Origin of the sequence: Mesorhizobium sp. M0062, from assembly GCF_040323125.1 — a bacterium.
Taxonomy (GTDB): Bacteria; Pseudomonadota; Alphaproteobacteria; order Rhizobiales; family Rhizobiaceae; genus Mesorhizobium.
Map to the genome: position 1 here is coordinate 1 of NZ_JAMYUO010000036.1, position 16,967 is coordinate 16,967.

General features: G+C 62.6%; 20 protein-coding genes. 10 read left to right on the forward strand and 10 right to left on the reverse strand.

From position 1 onward, the window contains the following. Positions 1-749: 749 nt before the first annotated feature. From NKJ64_RS28060 to NKJ64_RS28075, 4 genes are all read right to left on the reverse strand, one after another. On the reverse strand, positions 750-1,298 hold the full coding sequence (locus tag NKJ64_RS28060) for a dihydrofolate reductase family protein (RefSeq protein WP_352463698.1): 549 nt from the start codon (positions 1,296-1,298) through the stop codon (positions 750-752). A 186-nt stretch (positions 1,299-1,484) separates the two neighbouring features. Then, entirely contained in the window at positions 1,485-1,754 is a 270-nt protein-coding gene (locus NKJ64_RS28065) for a PilZ domain-containing protein (protein ID WP_023726509.1), read from the reverse strand. A 59-nt stretch (positions 1,755-1,813) separates the two neighbouring features. Further along, positions 1,814-2,023 carry a hypothetical protein gene (locus tag NKJ64_RS28070; protein ID WP_023671091.1) on the reverse strand — a complete coding sequence of 70 codons (210 nt, stop codon included), beginning with the start codon at positions 2,021-2,023 and terminating at the stop codon, positions 1,814-1,816. A gap of 201 nt (positions 2,024-2,224) precedes the next feature. Further along, positions 2,225-2,611 (reverse strand): hypothetical protein, encoded by a 387-nt coding sequence (locus tag NKJ64_RS28075; protein WP_352463699.1) that lies wholly within the window; start codon positions 2,609-2,611, stop codon positions 2,225-2,227. Positions 2,612-2,741: 130 nt separating this feature from the next. On the opposite strand from NKJ64_RS28075, the gene NKJ64_RS28080 reads away from it, so the two are divergent. The 4 genes from NKJ64_RS28080 to NKJ64_RS28095 all read left to right on the forward strand — a co-directional run bounded on the left by NKJ64_RS28080 (position 2,742) and on the right by NKJ64_RS28095 (position 5,383). Then, the gene (locus tag NKJ64_RS28080) at positions 2,742-2,930 is read left to right on the forward strand and encodes a hypothetical protein (protein WP_023671089.1); all 189 of its coding nucleotides are present in this window, start codon (positions 2,742-2,744) and stop codon (positions 2,928-2,930) included. 259 nt (positions 2,931-3,189) lie between these two features. Continuing rightward, positions 3,190-3,942, forward strand: a complete 753-nt coding sequence (locus NKJ64_RS28085; RefSeq protein WP_352463700.1) for a DUF4142 domain-containing protein — start codon at positions 3,190-3,192, stop codon at positions 3,940-3,942. A 32-nt stretch (positions 3,943-3,974) separates the two neighbouring features. Further along, on the forward strand, positions 3,975-4,580 hold the full coding sequence (locus tag NKJ64_RS28090) for a general stress protein (RefSeq protein ID WP_023825510.1): 606 nt from the start codon (positions 3,975-3,977) through the stop codon (positions 4,578-4,580). A 182-nt stretch (positions 4,581-4,762) separates the two neighbouring features. After that, positions 4,763-5,383, forward strand: coding sequence for a hypothetical protein (locus NKJ64_RS28095; protein WP_352463701.1), 621 nt, complete (start codon positions 4,763-4,765; stop codon positions 5,381-5,383). 47 nt (positions 5,384-5,430) lie between these two features. Here NKJ64_RS28095 and NKJ64_RS28100 read toward each other — a convergent pair whose 3' ends face one another. The 3 genes from NKJ64_RS28100 to NKJ64_RS28110 form a co-directional block, all read right to left on the reverse strand. Further along, positions 5,431-6,579, reverse strand: a complete 1,149-nt coding sequence (locus NKJ64_RS28100) for an extracellular catalytic domain type 1 short-chain-length polyhydroxyalkanoate depolymerase (protein ID WP_352463702.1) — start codon at positions 6,577-6,579, stop codon at positions 5,431-5,433. Between the two features lie 208 nt (positions 6,580-6,787). Further along, the gene (locus tag NKJ64_RS28105) at positions 6,788-7,774 is read right to left on the reverse strand and encodes an aldo/keto reductase (RefSeq protein ID WP_352463703.1); all 987 of its coding nucleotides are present in this window, start codon (positions 7,772-7,774) and stop codon (positions 6,788-6,790) included. A gap of 225 nt (positions 7,775-7,999) precedes the next feature. Then, positions 8,000-8,740, reverse strand: a complete 741-nt coding sequence (locus tag NKJ64_RS28110) for a FadR/GntR family transcriptional regulator (protein ID WP_352463704.1) — start codon at positions 8,738-8,740, stop codon at positions 8,000-8,002. A gap of 2 nt (positions 8,741-8,742) precedes the next feature. Here NKJ64_RS28110 and NKJ64_RS28115 point away from each other — a divergent pair, with 2 nt between their 5' ends. The 5 genes from NKJ64_RS28115 (at position 8,743) to NKJ64_RS28135 (ending at position 12,789) form a co-directional block, all read left to right on the forward strand. Then, positions 8,743-9,768 (forward strand): NAD(P)-dependent oxidoreductase, encoded by a 1,026-nt coding sequence (locus tag NKJ64_RS28115; RefSeq protein WP_352463705.1) that lies wholly within the window; start codon positions 8,743-8,745, stop codon positions 9,766-9,768. Positions 9,769-9,878: 110 nt separating this feature from the next. After that, on the forward strand, positions 9,879-10,286 hold the full coding sequence (locus tag NKJ64_RS28120) for a hypothetical protein (RefSeq protein ID WP_352463706.1): 408 nt from the start codon (positions 9,879-9,881) through the stop codon (positions 10,284-10,286). A gap of 12 nt (positions 10,287-10,298) precedes the next feature. After that, positions 10,299-10,979 (forward strand): hypothetical protein, encoded by a 681-nt coding sequence (locus tag NKJ64_RS28125; RefSeq protein ID WP_352463707.1) that lies wholly within the window; start codon positions 10,299-10,301, stop codon positions 10,977-10,979. 62 nt (positions 10,980-11,041) lie between these two features. Next, the gene (locus NKJ64_RS28130) at positions 11,042-11,623 is read left to right on the forward strand and encodes a hypothetical protein (RefSeq protein ID WP_031242731.1); all 582 of its coding nucleotides are present in this window, start codon (positions 11,042-11,044) and stop codon (positions 11,621-11,623) included. Positions 11,624-11,904: 281 nt separating this feature from the next. After that, positions 11,905-12,789, forward strand: a complete 885-nt coding sequence (locus NKJ64_RS28135; RefSeq protein WP_502902894.1) for an AraC family transcriptional regulator — start codon at positions 11,905-11,907, stop codon at positions 12,787-12,789. 319 nt (positions 12,790-13,108) lie between these two features. Here the strand turns inward: NKJ64_RS28135 and NKJ64_RS28140 are convergent, their stop codons facing one another. Together NKJ64_RS28140 and NKJ64_RS28145 are read right to left on the reverse strand one after the other, a co-directional pair. Further along, on the reverse strand, positions 13,109-13,903 hold the full coding sequence (locus NKJ64_RS28140) for a FadR/GntR family transcriptional regulator (protein WP_023750112.1): 795 nt from the start codon (positions 13,901-13,903) through the stop codon (positions 13,109-13,111). Positions 13,904-13,906: 3 nt separating this feature from the next. After that, positions 13,907-15,349: an FAD-binding oxidoreductase gene (locus NKJ64_RS28145; RefSeq protein ID WP_023828360.1), complete on the reverse strand. Its 1,443-nt coding sequence runs from the start codon at positions 15,347-15,349 to the stop codon at positions 13,907-13,909. Positions 15,350-15,510: 161 nt separating this feature from the next. Here NKJ64_RS28145 and gloA point away from each other — a divergent pair, with 161 nt between their 5' ends. Then, on the forward strand, positions 15,511-15,921 hold the full coding sequence (gene gloA, locus NKJ64_RS28150) for a lactoylglutathione lyase (protein WP_023691899.1): 411 nt from the start codon (positions 15,511-15,513) through the stop codon (positions 15,919-15,921). Positions 15,922-15,995: 74 nt separating this feature from the next. On the opposite strand, the gene NKJ64_RS28155 is transcribed toward gloA, so the two are convergent. Continuing rightward, a complete protein-coding gene (locus NKJ64_RS28155; RefSeq protein ID WP_023828359.1) occupies positions 15,996-16,964 on the reverse strand; it encodes an ABC transporter permease in 969 nt (322 codons plus the stop codon). Positions 16,965-16,967: the final 3 nt, after the last annotated feature.

The following is a 16,967-nucleotide window of genomic DNA, read 5'->3' on the forward strand; positions in this document are numbered from 1 at the left end:
GATAGTGGACTGATGTCCGCGACTGACTGGAGTTGATCGAGTGTCTGGTGCTTCATGACTGCCTCCTGTTGGTCGTTCCAATCCCAAGGCCTTTGCTGCAGGATTGGCTCACACGCTAAGCCGCCTCGTAAAGGAGCGGCGGCCGATCAGGTGTTGCCACCAATCGCCCACAGGCACCACGCGGCGGCATCTGCAGCGACCCCAACTGCATTCCTTCGCCAATGTTCCAGCGGGATGAAAAAAACTGTGCGGCCGGCCGACCCGACGGACCCGGCTGGCGCACGCAGGATCCTGAACTGCTGGACGATGATGACGCAGGCCTGGAAAGGCGGCTAGGTTGGACCTTGCTTTTCAGGCTTGACCATGATGTTTCACTACCCGCTCGGTCATCGCGGGAAGGCCAGGAGCAGAGCCGCTGGCAACGGTGAGTTGCGGACGAGGGCGGGCGGTGGAGGACGACGCCCTTGGGCCGCCAGGTCACTGAAGGACCAACCGAAGCGGCGCTTCGGGCGTAAAAGCGATGTCCTTGTAGGTCTGCAATGTCTGCTTATGGAGTAACGGCGGCAAGGCCTCTTTGACCGGCATGGGGCGCATTGCTGACCGGCAGATTTTCGGCCGACAGCAGACCCTCTGCTGCTTGGGTACCCAGCACGCAAGCTGACATGTGAGACCTCGGTGCGAAGGCCGGGACCAGGCCCACTGCGAACGTACGTGTTGGTTCGCATGTTGGCGCTGAAGCGCCTTATCGTTCAGCCTCGCGGCACATAGATCATATGAACCGTATCGTGATCGATCAATGTGCTCGACACCAGTTGCAGCGGAGGCCTTGCCTCGTGGAAGAAAGGCTTGCCCTTGCCGAGCACGAACGGCCTCACGTGCAGGTGATATTCCTCGATCAGGCCCAGCCCGGTCATAAGACCGGCCAGTTCCGGACCGGAAACGCTCAGGATACCCTCCGTGCGGGCCGCGATCTCGCGAATCTGCGTTTCAATATCGCCGGAGATGAGGGTGGCGTTCGGGCCGACCCGTGAAAGTGTGCGCGAAACGACCCATTTGGGCAGCTTGCGCCAGAGTGTCGCGAACTGGCGAAGCGAAGCATCCCATTCCGCGCGATCATCGTCCCAATAGCGCATGACCTCGTACATCCGGCGGCCATACACAGCGCCGGCATGGTTGCGAATCGTCTCGATCCAGTACTCGAAGTGCTTCTGGCTTGGTGCGCCCATGACCAGATTTCCGGCAAGGTCATCGACATAGCCATCGATGGAAACGTTCATTCCCAAGATAAGTTTGGCCATAAGCAGCGCCTTCACATAGTCGGTTCACGGATTAACCGCTTGTAATTTGCAAGCAGTGAGACGCTATAGCAACTGATTGCAAATCGCAAGCAGCATGGAAAGAAGCGTTCGTGCCGCAAACGCGCCCTGCCTTGTCCCATCAACCCTGGACTTGAACAGCTGGGTGATCCGTCCGGCTACCGCCATCTACGCCTGCCTTCCCGAATCAAGCTGCACCCCAAGTCGCTCGTTCCGTCTCCACCGCACCACGGCGCGATAGCTGGTATGATCGACCGGCACGTGAAGCACGAAACGGTCGGGGATTGCGATATCGGCCTTCACCCGCAGCTCCGCACCGTGGGCGTGCTGGTTGCAAACCAGACAATTGATACTGGCGTCGCCAACGCGGATTGTCGCTTCCTTCAGAACAAGATCACGGATATGCGACCGTCGCTCTATCGGTGGGTCAGCCGGCATTGCCTTATCCCTCTGATTTGACGACCTGAAACTCTTCTGAACCCGGAATGGAAAGCGCGCTACCGGCCCAGCGGTTGCCTCGAAAGACTGACGAGCTCGGCTTCGTCGACCACGCCGGCCATATAGTTCGCGATAATCCGGGATGCGATGGCGTCGCGTGCTTCGGGCGACTGACCGTCGCGCTTAAGCTGCTCGAATACACGGCCCAACAGCTCGAGTTCGGATGGCTGCAAAACGCCGGCCTCGGTGGCTTTGCGTCGAATGGGCATTTGTGATCCTCCACTGCGGTCAACAACATACGACCGCGGCAGGGAAACTCAACTCACCTGTCGAGGGCGCCGCGCGGGCGGCGCCGACCACAAATCCCGTTTACCCGAGCGGGGAGTTTTTCACTCAAAGCCACAGTGATCTGGCGTCCATGCAAAGCCCGCCAGCAAAGCCGGCGGGCGCAATATTCATAAGATACGCCGCTAGAACCAGCTTCGGTCGCGTTCCTGGCTTTGCCCGAGCAGCATGCCGATCAACAACCCGGCAATGCCGCCAAGCACGAAAGCGCTGCTGATGGTGCCGGGATTTTGCTGGACGGCTTCGGACACCGTCTGCGCCTGCGATCTCAGCTGCTGCGTTGCCCGTGCCGCGCGCTCGGTCGCGCTGCCATACCAGCCGCCGGCTTCGCCGACGGCATCTTCTGCACGGTCGGCAAGCGTCCGGTTGATCTTGCTGATCTCGCGCTTCAGCGATGCAACCTGCTTCTCCAGGGCCTCCTGGGCCTCTCGGGCGGACATCTTCGGGGTGTCCTTCGGGGTGTCCTTCGGGGTTTCCTTCGCGGTATCCTTCGGGGTGTCGTTGTCGGCCATGGCTGTTCCTCTCGTTGAGGCAGGGGGAACGGCCAACGGACAAGGATGGTTCCGCCCCCTGCGCTCACAGTCATTCACCCGGCCGGCCGCCAACTTTGGGAACACTCTCCCGATCCAACGGTTGTGGCTGATGGAGGGCACGCATTTGTCGAATCGATCGAGCCATGCTGAAACGCTGCGGACGGTCTCCGATCTGCTACACCGCGCCCGCCGTGTCATTCGCGACGGCGGCCATGCGGCGGCGATGTTCGAAATAGACACGCTGCTCCAGGTCGCCCAGACAGAGGTGGCGCGCCGCCTCGAACGCAACGATCGCTGAACCTCGATAGGTCACCGCGGGCGGTGTTCACTTGCCGGCGGCGAAGGGCCTCGTTTCCCTTTTTGATCGACTTGCAAGGCGCCCATCGAGCGGGTCGCCGTCCTCAGCGTCGGCATGGCATAGGCGCAAAAAGCCGCTGACGAGGGGCCATGATCGCGGCATCGACCCTCCCGGCTATAACGCTTGGGCGGCGGAACAAAGCTTGGCCGCACTGGTTAGGCTCACAGCACGATGTGTGCCCCAACGAGGATTTCTGTCCATGAAAACACGTGTTCCTCTAGCTTCGCTGGCCACCGCCACAGCCATGGTCTTCGCCCTGCCCGCCTTCGCCGCCGACAGTGCTCAGGACTTTGTCGACAAGGCTGCCATCGGCGGCCTGTTCGAAGTGGACTCCAGCAAGATCGCAGAAGGCAAGGCCCAGGATCAAGGCGTCAAGGATTTCGCCAAGAAGATGATCGACGATCACGGCGCCGCCAACGCCAAGCTTGCGACCATCGCCGGCGAACAGAAGCTGAAAGTGCCGACGGAGCTGGACGCCAAGCACAAGGCCGATCTGGAGGCTCTGCAGAATGCCAACGATGCCGTCGACAAGCCCTATGTCCAGATGCAGCGCGATGCGCATTCGGAGGCGGTCACGCTGTTCGAGAGCTATGCCAAGGACGGCGACAACGCGCAGTTGAAGACCTTCGCCTCCGAGACCTTGCCGACGCTCAAAATGCATCAGGAAATGGTCGAGAAGATCGCTTCCACCGACAATGCATCGTCGACCACCAGCTCCACCACCCCGGCCGTGAGCACGACCGACACCACCAATCCGGCCGCCCCGGTCCCGGGTGCCAACAGCTTCACCGAGGATCAGGCGAAGAGCCGCATTCAGGATGCCGGCTTCTCCGGCGTGTCCAAGCTGACCAAAGACGACCAGGGCATCTGGCGCGGTCAGGCCACCAAGGATGGCAAGACCACGACCGTGGCGCTCGATTATCAGGGCAACGTCGTTGCCGGCGCGAACTGAACCCTCTGAACCAGAACGAGGAGATCAAGACCATGAAAACCGTAACCGGACTTTTCGACAACTACGATGATGCCTCCGATGCCGTCGGCGAACTGGAGGCAATCGGCGTGCCGCAGGCCGACATCAGCATCGTCGCCAACAATTCGGATGACTGGTACGACGACGGCGACACTTCCAACGCCGCCGAGGATGCAGCCGGCGGCGCCGGTCTCGGAGCCGTCATTGGCGGCGCCGGCGGGCTTCTGACAGGGCTCGGCATCATGGCCATTCCGGGCGTCGGTCCTGTCGTGGCCGCAGGATGGCTGGCCGCCACCGCGGTCGGCGCCGTTGGCGGCGCGGTCGTCGGTGGCGCTGCCGGTGGCATCGTCGGGGCGCTGACCGAGTCAGGCGTCCCCGAAAGGGATGCGCATGTCTATGCGGAGGGCGTTCGCCGCGGTGGCACGATGGTGACCGCCAGGGTCAGTGACGAACTCGCCGATGAGGCCGAGCGTATTCTTGGCGAGTCCAACTCGGTCGATCTGCAAGACCGCCGACGCGCCTATGAAGCCGGTGGCTGGACCGGCTTCGATGCCGATGCCGACCCCTACACCGACATCGAGGCCGAGCGCGACAGAACGCGCAACGCCAGCCCACTCTGATCATCGAGCCCCGTCGCCGTACGGCGGCGGGGCCGAAGGTGCTGTCGGCGCGCTGCAAGCGACGTTCAGATTCGGCCATAAGGGGCGGGTTCTCATCGGACCTGCCCCTTTTCGCTGTTGCCTTGGCTTGACCGGCTCTCGCCGTGTTAACGTCGAACCAACGAACCCAGCCCCAGGAAAGCATGAGCCCGTCCCCGCAACTGATTGCCGAATGGCCGTTGTCGCCGTCAGCGACACTCGGGTCCGCCGTGCGCTCCAAGGGGATCGAACGTGAAATCAGAGCCCGCCTGCCATGGGCAGTCAGGAAGCACGTCAAGGCCGAGACGGGCCGCATCGCATTGCGAATGTCGAGATCCGAAGCGGAAGCGTTCAAGGCCGCCTCTGCCAGTATCTCCAAAACATTGGAGGGAGTGGAAGCGCTGCCTGTGCTTCCACGCGAGGTCGAGGATATCCTTACGATCTCTTCGCGCGAACGCCACAAATGGCTCAAGGACGGTCGGCTGCAAAGCACCGGCACACGCACGGTCAAGATGCGTGGTCGATCAAAGTCTGTCACCTTCCACGTTTTCGACCCGCGGCACATCGAGGACGTCCTGGACCGCGATTTGGCAACCGTGTGGAGAGAGCAGGATGTCCAGGAAGCCGCCGAGAACAGGCGGCGCGGCGCGGGCAAGGCCGCGCTGACGCGCGCGGGAAAGGGCACCGGCCAAGCGCGCACTGCGAGGAACGCCCGGGACACGGAGGGCCCGCCGCCCGGACTGAAGGGCTGGGATGCGTTCGAGGACGAAGGCCTGCTGCGATAATGATGCTGGTGCTTGCCCTTGTCCTTCGTGCGGGGCGAGCCTCCGCCTCAGCGCATCAATCCCGCTGCCCGCAGCGCGTCCTCGATGACCTTGGTAATCCCGCCCGCCGGACCGCCTGGCGGATTGACAGGCTCCGGGGCCGGATCGACACGGACAGCTCGCGGTTTTTCCTTCGGCGAGAAAGGCTGCAATGCAGTGCCTGAAGCGGCCTTGGCTTTCGCCGTGCGTCGTACCTCTGGCTTCGTCAGCCCCCAGAAACGGGCGATGTGGCGCGTCGAGGAAATCCCGACATCCAGCATGAACGGCCCTGCTTTGCCGAGAGCATTGTCGCCGCTCGCCTGCAATGGTGTGCCATGGCCCATGCCGGCAATGCTGTATGCCTCGACCACGTCGCGGCCTTTGCCATCGGACCAGACTTTTCGGCTCTGACCGTCGACCTTTTCCTTGCGTGTCGGGGCTTGAGCGAGGCCGTGCACGCCATGCCATTGCGCCAGCACCGCGTCGGCATTGGAAGGCACCACGGTCGTGTCGGCCGAGCCCTGCCAGATCGAAATCCTCGGCCACGGCCCCTTGTGCGGCGAAGCCTCCCGCAACAGACGCTGCAGGTCGGTTCTGGACGGGCCGCCATGGCCACGCATGCGGTCGAAGGCTTCGGGGATGGTCGAGGCGCTGCCATAGGCAAGCCCGGCAATGATCGCGCCGCCGGCAAACACGTCCGGGTAGGTCGCCAGCATCACCGCCGCCATGGCGCCGCCGGCGGAAAGACCGGTGACGAAGATCCGCTTGCGGTCGAGACCGTGGGTGACCACCGCCGCCTCGATCATCTGGCGGATGGACAGCGCCTCGCCGCTGTCGCGGCTTATATCGCCCGGCACGAACCAGTTGAAGCAAAGATTGGCGTTGTTGGCGCGCTGCTGCTCGGGGAAAAGCACGGCAAAACCCTGCTCGTCGGCAAGTTCGGTCCAGCCGGAGCCATGATCGTACGCGGCGGCAGTCTGGGTACAGCCATGCAGCACCACGACCAGCGCTGCCTCCTTCGGCAGGTTTTCAGGGAGATAAAACCGCGCGCGCAAGGCGCCGGGATTGGACCCGAACCCTGTCATCTCGGACAGGTGGTCGTCCTTGCTCAGCCCTGCACCGGCTGGCCGGCCGCGCATCGCGCTCAGCCGGGCGATCGTATCGGATATGTCTCGCAAATCGCTATCCTTGCGCGCCGGAATGGGCAGACTCGTGCACACAACGCACACGCAGCAATATCGTTGCTGCACTGCACAATAACAAGCGGCGCGACCGATTAAATGACCCGGTGGATCACAGGATCCGCTGCACAGCTTGTAACGACGAGCGCAATTTGCGCCCGGCCGACCTCTTGTCAGTCAGCCGGTCGAGGCCGGCAGGCGCTGGTTACCAGCGCTGATGCACGTAGGGCTTGATGTTCTCGTCGTAAACCGCCTTCACCTTGGCCATCAACTCGGAGGACAACGGCGCAAGCTCCGCCGCTTCCGCATTGGAAACCGCCTGCGCCGGATTGCGGGCGCCGGGGATGACAACCGTCACAGCGTCGAACATCAGGATCCAGCGCAGAGCGAATTTCGCCATCGTGGTGTCGCCTGACACCAGCGGCCGCACCTTCTCGACGGCCGCCAGGCCGACCTCATAGGGCACGCCCGAAAACGTCTCGCCGACATCGAAGGCTTCGCCATTCCTGTTGAACAGGCGATGATCGGTGCTCTCGAACTTGGTGTCCGCCTTGAACTTGCCTGACAGCAGGCCGCTGGCCAGCGGCACGCGGGCGATGATGGCGACATCGTTCTTCTTCGCCTGGTCGAAGAACAGCTCGGCCGGGCGCTGGCGGAAGGCGTTGAAGATGATCTGCACGCTGACGACACCGGGATATTGCATCGCCTTCAGCGCCTCTTCGACGCGCTCGACGCTGACGCCGTAATTGCGGATCTTGCCCTGCTCGGTGAGCTTGTCGAGACGCTCGAACACCTCCGGATGATAGTAGAGATCCGTCGAGGGGCAATGCAGTTGCACCAGGTCCAGCGTGTCGGTCTCGAGGTATTTCAGGCTGCGGTCGATCCAGCCGGTGAGGTTCTCGACGCTGTAGCCCTCGACCGTCTGCTTCGGCAGCCGCCGTCCGGCCTTGGTGGCGATGAACGGGCGCGCGCCACCGCGTTCCTTCATCACCCGTGCGATCAGCTTTTCCGAACGGCCGTCGCCATAGACGTCGGCGGTGTCGAGGAAGCTGACGCCGGCATCGAGCGCGGCATGCAGGGCGGCGACCGCATCGTCGTCATTGACCTCGCCCCAGGCGGCGCCGATCGCCCAGGCGCCGAAGCCGATCTCGCTGACTGATCTGCCGGTACGGCCAAATTTCCGTGACTGCATTTTGCTTCCTGACTTGCGGCTTTGATGACGGTTCTGATTTCGGGAGCCTCATACCGCATGGCAACGCGATTGACATCCCTCTTCCTGGGATTTACCAGATTACAGGGTTGTATGACAACGGGGTAAGACTGCAACGATTTGAGGCCGGGAGGAACATGTCGTCGATGCGCGAACTTTATCTCGGCGGGGTCGCCGGATGAGCAGTCCGTCAACCGTGGTCGGCTCCTAATCGTGAACAGCCTTGTCGCGCAGATCCTCGAAGCGGGCATAGCTTTTGGTCAGATGGCTGCGCATGGCGCGGCGCGCGGCGTTGACGTCCCTGGCTTCGATGGCCCCGAGAATGGCGCGGTGCTCGCGCTGCATGCGGTCGAGATATTTTTCCCGCTCGGCCTCCGTCATCCGGTCGAGCCGCGTCCACTGGCGCGGGACCATGGCGCTGCCGAACGTGTCGAACAGCCGGGTGAAATTCGGGTTCTGCGTCGCGGCGAGAATGGCGCGGTGGAAGCCGAAATCCTCTTCCGAGCCGGAGCCGCCGGCACGCACCGCCGCCTCCAGCGCGTCGAGCCGAGCGCTCATCTGTTGAAGCGCCGCCTCGCTGCGCCGTTCGGCGGCGAGACCGGTCGCCTCCACCTCGATGCCCATGCGCAGTTCGAGCACGCGCAGCACCTCGTCGATCGATTCGAGATCGTCGGGCAGCACGGAAAAAATCTTCGGCGGCGGATCCTTGGCGACGAAGGCGCCGAGCCCCTGGCGCGTGGTAATCAGCCCGCGCGCACGCAGCGCCGCCAGCGCCTCGCGCACCACGGTGCGGCTGACGCCTGTGGCAGCAACAATCTCCTGCTCGGTCGGCAGCCGCTGCCCCGGCGCAAGGTCACCGGATTCGATCTGCGCAATCAGCGTGTTGACCAGACCCGTCCGCAGGTTGGGCGCCTGCGGTATGGCGTCGAAAGTCATGGGCTCCGCCATCGGTGGCACTCCGGTTCGATTCTTGTTCGAAGGCCGAATCTTATTCAAAGAATTGCATCGACGGGTGCCCGCCGCAAGGTGACGAAAGTTCGGCCCGCTGGCACGAGCCATGGGAGGATTGCATGAAAGAACGCATCGGCTTCATCGGCCTGGGCAGCATGGGCGCCGGCATGGCCGACAATCTGCTGCGCAAGGGCTGGCCGCTGACGGTGCATGTCCACCGCAGCCGCACGGCCGCCGACCGGCTGATCGCGTCCGGCGCCACCGAAGCGCCAAGCCCGCGCGCGCTCGCCACCGCGAGCGACATCGTCATCCTGTGCGTCACCGGCTCGCACGAGGTCGAAGCGCTGGTCAAAGGCCAAGATGGCCTTGCTGCGGCAGCTAAGCCGTTGCTGATCATCGACTGCTCGACCTCCAACCCGTCATCGACGACGGCGCTTGCCGCCGATCTCGCCCAGCAAGACATAACGCTGATCGACGCGCCGCTGGCGCGCACGCCCAAAGAAGCCACGGAAGGCAAGCTCGACGTCATGGTCGGCGGTGCGGCCGAGATCGTCGCCCGCGCACGGCCGGTGCTGGAAGCCTTCACTGCTCGAATCGTCCACACCGGCCCAACCGGCAGCGGCCACACCATGAAGCTGCTCAACAATTTCATCTCGATGGGCTATTCCGCGATCTATTCGGAAGCGCTTAGCCTCGGCGCCAAGGCCGGCCTGACGCCGCAGGTCTTCAACAGCGTCATCTCCGGCAGCCGAATGGATTGCGGCTTCTACCAGGCCTTCTTCGATTTCGTCTTGAACCGCAACGAAAACGCCCAGCGCTTCGCCATCGGCAACGCGCTCAAGGACATGACCTACCTCGCCTCCTTCGCGCAAGCAGCCGGCATCGCCAACCCGATCGGCGCTGCGGTGCGCAATGGCTTTGCCACGGCGGTCACCACCGGCCACGGCGAGAAATTCGTGCCGGCGCTGTCGGATATTGTTGCGGGGTTGAACGGGGTGTCGCTGGTGGAGCCGTCAGCTGGGTGAGGGGGCGGATCGATAAGGCGCGGCAAACGCGTATTCGAGCGTAAGTCAACTGTAGCGTACGCTGGTCGAGCGCGGCGGCTCCGTTCGGAGCGCGCCGAAGACTGCTTCGCATGGCTCACGACAAGCGCCTTACATATCGGCGGATTGGTGAAGCCAGTCTCGCCCAAGCAGAAGGTGAAGCGACTCCTAAACAAGCGAAAAAAGAAGTAGGGTCTCGGCTGGGAGGACTACTAATGGCGCAAGAAACTTTCACTAAGGAATCGTTTTGGGCCGAGCTGGATAAACTTGGCGAGAGTGAAGTGCGGACACGTGTCGTCACCAAGCGATATGGCGAAGTTGGACACAAGCGAGCCCTTGCAGAAGACTGGCTTCAAGATTTGGACCGCAATCGTGCGTCGCTCTCCAATTTGGAACAGATACGCATTGCCCGAAGCGCAAAAAACGCCGCATGGGCGGCAGCTGTTGCAGCAATAATCGCTGCGGTTTGCGCCATTGTGGCTATTGTTGTTGTCCTTTAGCCAGAAGCCTTTTTGGCAAGCTTCCTTTTCTTCGCAGCGGTCAAGGGTTTTGGCTTCTGCGGCATCTTCGGCAAGCGGCGCAACACCTCGTCGCGCTTTTCCTGGTCTTTGTTTTTGGGGGTATCAGGCATGGAAGATAAATTTCGCAATTTAAATTTCGATCCGAGAAGTATCCCGCTTCGTCACCTACAAACAATCGGCCTCGCCTGTGCGGCCTACGCGCAGACCGAAGACCATTTGCAAATGGCGATAGCCGGATGCCTTGGCGTTGACGCTGAGCTTGGCTGGGCTGTTACAAGCCATATGACAGCGCCTCTCCGGGAGAACGTTTTAAAATCCGTCGCAGAAATCAAGCTCGACGATCTAGATGACTTAGACAAGCTCGACGAGCTGATCGAACTGGTAGGTAAGGCGGCCGAAAAGCGAAACAATATCGCGCATAACCTTTGGTGCACCGATGAGCGCACGCGTGAAGTCTTTGTCGTCAAAACGAGCGCAAGAGGTAGCGTTCGCGCTGACATGATCCCAATGCCGCTACCCAAGCTCAGGGAAGACGCGGACTTCATTTACGAAGCGGGAATAGAACTGTTCCGTTTTCTCATGGCCAAAAATCTTATTCCTGCGCTTCCGTCTGCTGACCGCCCGCGCTTCCATAAGACCAAGGCTGCGCGAAAGAAACGCATTAAAACGTAGATGCTCGTCGATGCCCGCCCTCGTTGAATTTGGTTCTATCCTCTTTTTGACTGGTGTCTCTCATGACCTCAAATCCTGACCCCTTGCGCAGCATAGGCGTCGCACTTTCAAATTGGTCGTTGGTAGAACTACAGATAGCCAATCTGTTCATGGCGGCGGCTGATATGAGAACCCAACAAAAAGCATATGCCGTTTTTGACGCGATCATCAGTTTCGATACACGACTGGCAATCTGCGACCGGCTGATGTCCTTAGAGGACATCGATGAGATTGAAGCTACCATGTGGGCGCAGCTCTCTGCGAAACTCTCTAAGTCTTACAGAAAACGACACGAGCTGGCGCATTTCTCGGCGAAGTTCGATGATACCGGTGACACCTGTATCGGCATAACGCCGTTTTTTAACTGGACCAAATTCGCAACCAGAACTGATAAAGTTCTTACTGTTTTAGATATTCGCGAGCGATCCAAGAAATTTATAGATCTGCATATGGCGGTGGGATGGTTCAAGGATCGAGCGTTTTTTCGCCACGCAGGATCGCCTCTGCCAGATCAGCCAGAACCCGCCCTCGTTCCTCTAATTCGGGCTTTAGCAATCCAGAGGATAGAAGCGAAGAAACACCAAAGCCCGCCATCTCTGGAGTAATCTGAATTTTCGGTGCCGACCTGGCCTATTATTTCGCGGCGACAGGCCGACACCAATGGCATAACTCCTATCCCTCGGTTTGCTTGCGGATAGCCTTCCTTGCCTTGAATGCCGCACCGGAGGTGCGACCTCCGGCACAGGCGCTGCCGCTTCACTCTCGAGCAGATCAGGCGCGCCTGTAGGCTGGCGAGCACCAACCCATCCTATCAAACCGCAAGATCGGTCGAGCGCGACATGTCCGGAACCGCCTATCTGGTGTCGCCACGCAGGACGAGACGTTGATGACGCCACTTGAAAACTACCAAGCCCGGATGCAGCGGGTGCTGGACCACATAGACCAGCATCTGGACGGAGATCTGGGCCTGGAAGCGTTGAGCGGCGTCGCGGCGTTCTCGAAATACCATTTCCACCGGCAGTTCACGTCAACCTTCGGCTTGTCCGTGCATCGCTATGTCCAGCTCGCCCGCCTGAAGCGCGCTTCGTACCGGCTTGCCGAGAGCGACGCCCAAAGCGTCACCGACATAGCGATGGATGCCGGCTACGACGCACCGGATGCCTTCGCCCGCGCCTTTCGGCAACGGTTCGGACAATCGCCTTCGTCGTTCCGGAAGTCTCCCGACTGGGGGGCGTGGCTCATGGCCTTCGGGCCGCTCGACAAAGCAAGGACCACGCTCATGCAGATAATCTTCGAACCCGACGACGTGATGATCCGCGATGTGCCGCCGACGCCGGTGGCGATCATGGAGCATCGCGGCGACCGGGCGACGCTCCAGGACACCATCCAGCGCTTCATCGCCTGGCGCAAGGCCGCCGGCCTGTCGCCCGAGACCAGTTCGACCTTCAACATCTTCCGTTCCGAAAGGGAGCCGGCGAACCCGGCCGATTACAGCATGGACATCTGTGCCGGAACCGAGCTGCCGGTAGAGGGTGGGCCGATCGAGGACGCGCAGATGAAGGCCGGCGTCATCCCCGGCGGACGCTGCGCGGTGCTGCGCTACCCCGGCAACACCAACAATCTCGAGCCGGCAGCACTTTACCTCTATCGCGAATGGCTTCCGGCCAGCGGCGAGGAGGCGCGCGACTTTCCGGTGTATTGCCAGCGACACTTTTCGTCGAACGGACCGGTGCGCGAAGTGGTGCTTGAGCTGTTTCTGCCGTTGAAATAGCGCGGTGGGGTGGCGACCTATCTCCGGCCCTGAGCTGGTGAGCCGACGACCGTGTGAAATCTGATATGGCGCTCCCCCACTCCGTCTCGGCTTCGCCGAGCCACCTCTACCCCCACATTCGTGGGGAGAGGAAACCCAAGCTTTTGAAGGGCTGCGATCTCGGAGATGGCATTTCCTCATCCCCATGAAATGGGGGGTCCGAAGGACGGGCGAGACCCGTGGCTCGCCCCGGCAAGGTGGCTCGGCGAAGCCGAGACGGAGTGGGGGTCAGCGCAGCCATAGGCGATTGGCCCAGCGCGCGGACAAGGCAAGGCTATCCCTAAGCCTGCCCGCGCACAGCCTTCCGCAACCGCGAATGCCGTACCGGAGACGCTGCCTCGGGCCCCGGCGCTATCTCCGCAGCTTCCCCCTCATGCAACCCCACCCGCAGCGCCGCGCCCGCCAGATGGTCGCGCATCGCGGCTTGCGCCCCTTCGGCGTCGCCGGCACGGATCGCTCTCAGGATGCGCTCGTGTTCGCCCAGCGTAATGCGGGCCATGTCGTCCGACTTCTGCTGGTTGCCGGCGGCGAGAATGCTTTCGCGGACGCGCTCGGAAACGAAGACCAGGAACTGGCCCATGTAGGAATTGCGCGTCGCCTCGGCGACGGTGCGGTGGAATTCGAGGTCGCTGCGCAGCCAGGCGACGCTGCCATAGGGTGCGGCGCGCATGCCGGATAGCGCATCGCCCATGGCTTTGAGATCGGCGTCGCTGCGCCGCTTCGCGGCAAGGGCTGCGGCCTGCACTTCGAGGATGCCGCGCAGTTCGAACAGGTTGCGGAAGGAATCGGCGCGCTGCAGCGTCTCATGGTCGATGGTCAGCACCGTCGGGTTGGTGGTCTCGACCACGAAGGCGCCGCGCCCCTGCTGCGACCAGATGCGGCCTTCCGAGCGCAGCCGCGCGATCGCCTCGCGCACGACGTTGCGGCTGACGCCGAATGTGGTCGCCAGCGCCTGTTCGGTCGGCAGTTGGTCACCCGGCTTCAGCCGGCCTTGCGCGATCTCGCGCGAGATGGAACTGGCCACCAGAGTGGAGAGGTGTGGGCCGCGATTGACCTTGTCGAGTTTCAGCGTCATCGCTCACCTATAGTCGACGGCGGGTGCGGACGCCAGAATGCGGCCGTTGCTGAGAATGTGGCGCGGGTCGAATGCGTCCTTGATGCCGGCGGCGAGGTCGAGCGTCACCGGATCGATGCGTTCGAGGAACGCCTTCTGCTTGACCCGGCCGATGCCGTGCTCGGCGCTGATCGAGCCGCCATAGCGATCGACGACGGTGAAGATCTCGGCTTCCGCCTGCTCGAACAGATGTTCCATCGCCTCGGTGCCCATGCCTTCCGGCGGCACGACGTTGAGGTGGATGTTGCCGTCGCCGACATGGCCGTAGGTGACAGCCAGGGCGTCGGGCCGGGCTTTCTCCAAGGCGGCCAGCGCATCGGTGACGAAATCGGCAAGCCTGGAGATCGGCACCGACACATCGGTGCGCAGGTAGCGCCCGCCCCTGCCTTGCCGCTCGACCATGATCTCGCGGTAGAGCCACAACCGCTCACCTTGAGCCCTGGTCGAAGCGATGACGCCGTCCTCGACGATGTCCTCGACGCTGCCGAGAAACCCCAGCAGCATATCGGAGAGGTCGATCAGCCCGCCCGACGACACCTCGATCAGCACATAGACGGGATAGGGCTGGCTGAGCGGATCGGGAAAATCCTGGCCTTCGCGCATGGTGATCTCGATGCCGCCGCGCAGGATCAGTTCGAAGGCGGTGAGCAAATCGCTGCAATCGCGCCGCGCCCTTGCATAGAGTGCCATCGCGTCCTCGACGGAGCGCAGGCCAACCAGCGCGGTTTCGATCTGCGTCGGCTTGGGGAATAGTTTCAGCGCCGCCGCGGTGACGATGCCGAGCGTGCCCTCCGAGCCGATGAAGATCTGCTTCAGATCATAGCCGCGATTGTCCTTGCGCAGCACTTTCAGCCCGTTCCAGATGCGGCCGTCGGCCAGCACCACTTCGAGGCCAAGCACCAGGTCGCGCGTCATGCCGTAGCGCAGCACGTTGAAGCCGCCGGCATTGGTGGCGACATTGCCGCCGATGCGGCAGCTGCCCTGCGCGCCGAAAGTGATCGGCAGCAGGCAGTCGCTCGCTTCGGCGGCGCGCTTGGCGTCCTCGAGAATGCAGCCGGCCTCGACCACCATGGCGAAGTCGGTCGGGCTGATCGAGCGAATCTTGTTCATGCGCTCCAGCGAGATGACGATCTCGCCGCCATCCGCCGCCACTGCGGCGCCGACGAGCCCGGTCAACCCGCCTTGCGGCACGACCGGAATGCGCTCGGCATGGCAGAACCGCATCAGCGCCGACATTTCCTCCACCGAAGAGGGCCGCGCCACGGCCAGCGGCCGGCCGAAATGATCGCCCGACCAATCGCGGCTGTAGCGCGCCAGATCCTCTTCGTCGGTCAGCAGCCCGCCATTCGGCAGCAGGCCGGCCAGGGCTGCGATCTGCGATGCGGAGGTTGGCGGCACGGCATTCATGGATTGGCTCTGGGCCCCTCGGCAAAACGACTGGACAAATACCGGCGTTGTCGTGTTATCATACAACCCTGATTGAGAACATCAAGCGAGGCCATCTTGCCGCCAAGCGTTCGATGTGGATGATCAGACTCGCAAATCACAGAATTCGGAGGACTTCCCCAATGAGCGACGCCCCGGGCTTTCGCTATATGCACACCATGATCAGGGTGCTCGACCTCGACAAGTCGATCGCCTTCTACACCGAGGTGCTCGGCATGACCCTGCTGCGTCGCGACGACTACCCCGGCGGCAAGTTCACCAACGCCTTTGTCGGCTATGGCCCCGAGGACAAGGAAGCCGTCGTCGAGCTGACGCTGAACTGGGGCCGCGACGAACCCTACGAGATCGGCACCGGCTTCGGCCATCTGGCGCTCGGCGTCAACGACATCTACGCCGTCTGCGCCGAACTGGAAAAGCGCGGCGCCAAGATCCCGCGCAAGCCCGGCCCGATGCAGCACGGCACCACCCACATCGCTTTCGTCGAAGACCCCGACGGCTACAAGATCGAGCTGATCGGCCTCGACACAATGTGATCCGATGGGGCCGGACCGCATCGGCCTCGCGCCGATGCGGTCCCGTCCTGTCCGCGCTTGCCTGGGAGGCGGGATCACTTGATGACCGCGATCTTGCTGCGGTCGATGGTAATGGCGACGGCAGCGATCAGCACCGCGCCGAACACCATGTTTTCCAGGAAAATGTTGACGCCGACAAAGGTCATGCCGATGCGCACGATCGAGATGATCAGCGCGCCGACCGCCGTGCGGGCAACGCCGCCGAGCCCGCCGGTGATCGCCGTGCCGCCGACGATGACGGCGGCGATGGCCGGCAGCAGCAGCTGGTTGGCCAGCACCGGCGAACCGCTCGACAGCCTGGCTGCCAGCACGATGCCGGCGATGGCCGCGAGCATACCCGACGCGGCAAAGGCGATGATCTTGGTGCGGTCGACATTGATGCCCGCCGCCCACGCCGCCGGTTCGCCGGCGCCGACCGCAATCGCCTGGCGGCCGAAGCGCGTGTAGCGCAGCGCCAGAAAGGCGGCGATGCCGATCACCGTCGAAATCAGCACCACCACGGGAATGCCGGCGACAGTGGCGTTGATCCAGGCGGTGTTTTCGCGACCAGCCTCCTCGATGGTGATGGCGCGGCCATTGGAGACCCACAGCGCCAGGCCGGTGACCACGCCGCCGGTGGCGAGCGTCGCGACGAAGGACGGCACGCGCAGCTTGACGTGAACGACGCCGCTCAACACGCCGAAGGCGAGCCCCGACAGGATCGCCACCGGAAAGGCGGCAAGGCCGAGCGAAGGCAGCAATTGCGCCAGGATGACGCTGGCCAGCGATGCCACCGCCTGGATCGACAAATCGATGCCGCCAAGTAGGATGGCGAAGGTGACGCCGGTCGCCAGGATGAACAGCACGGCGGTGTTGGCAAACAAAAGCGCCACGGTCTCGCCGGTCAGGAAGCCGGGCGCGGCGATCTCGATGATCAAAAGCAGGCCGACAAGCAGCACCAGCGGAATAGCGCCTTGCGTCCACTTGCCTCCGAAAACCCGCCTGATGGAGAACGCTTCATTCATCGG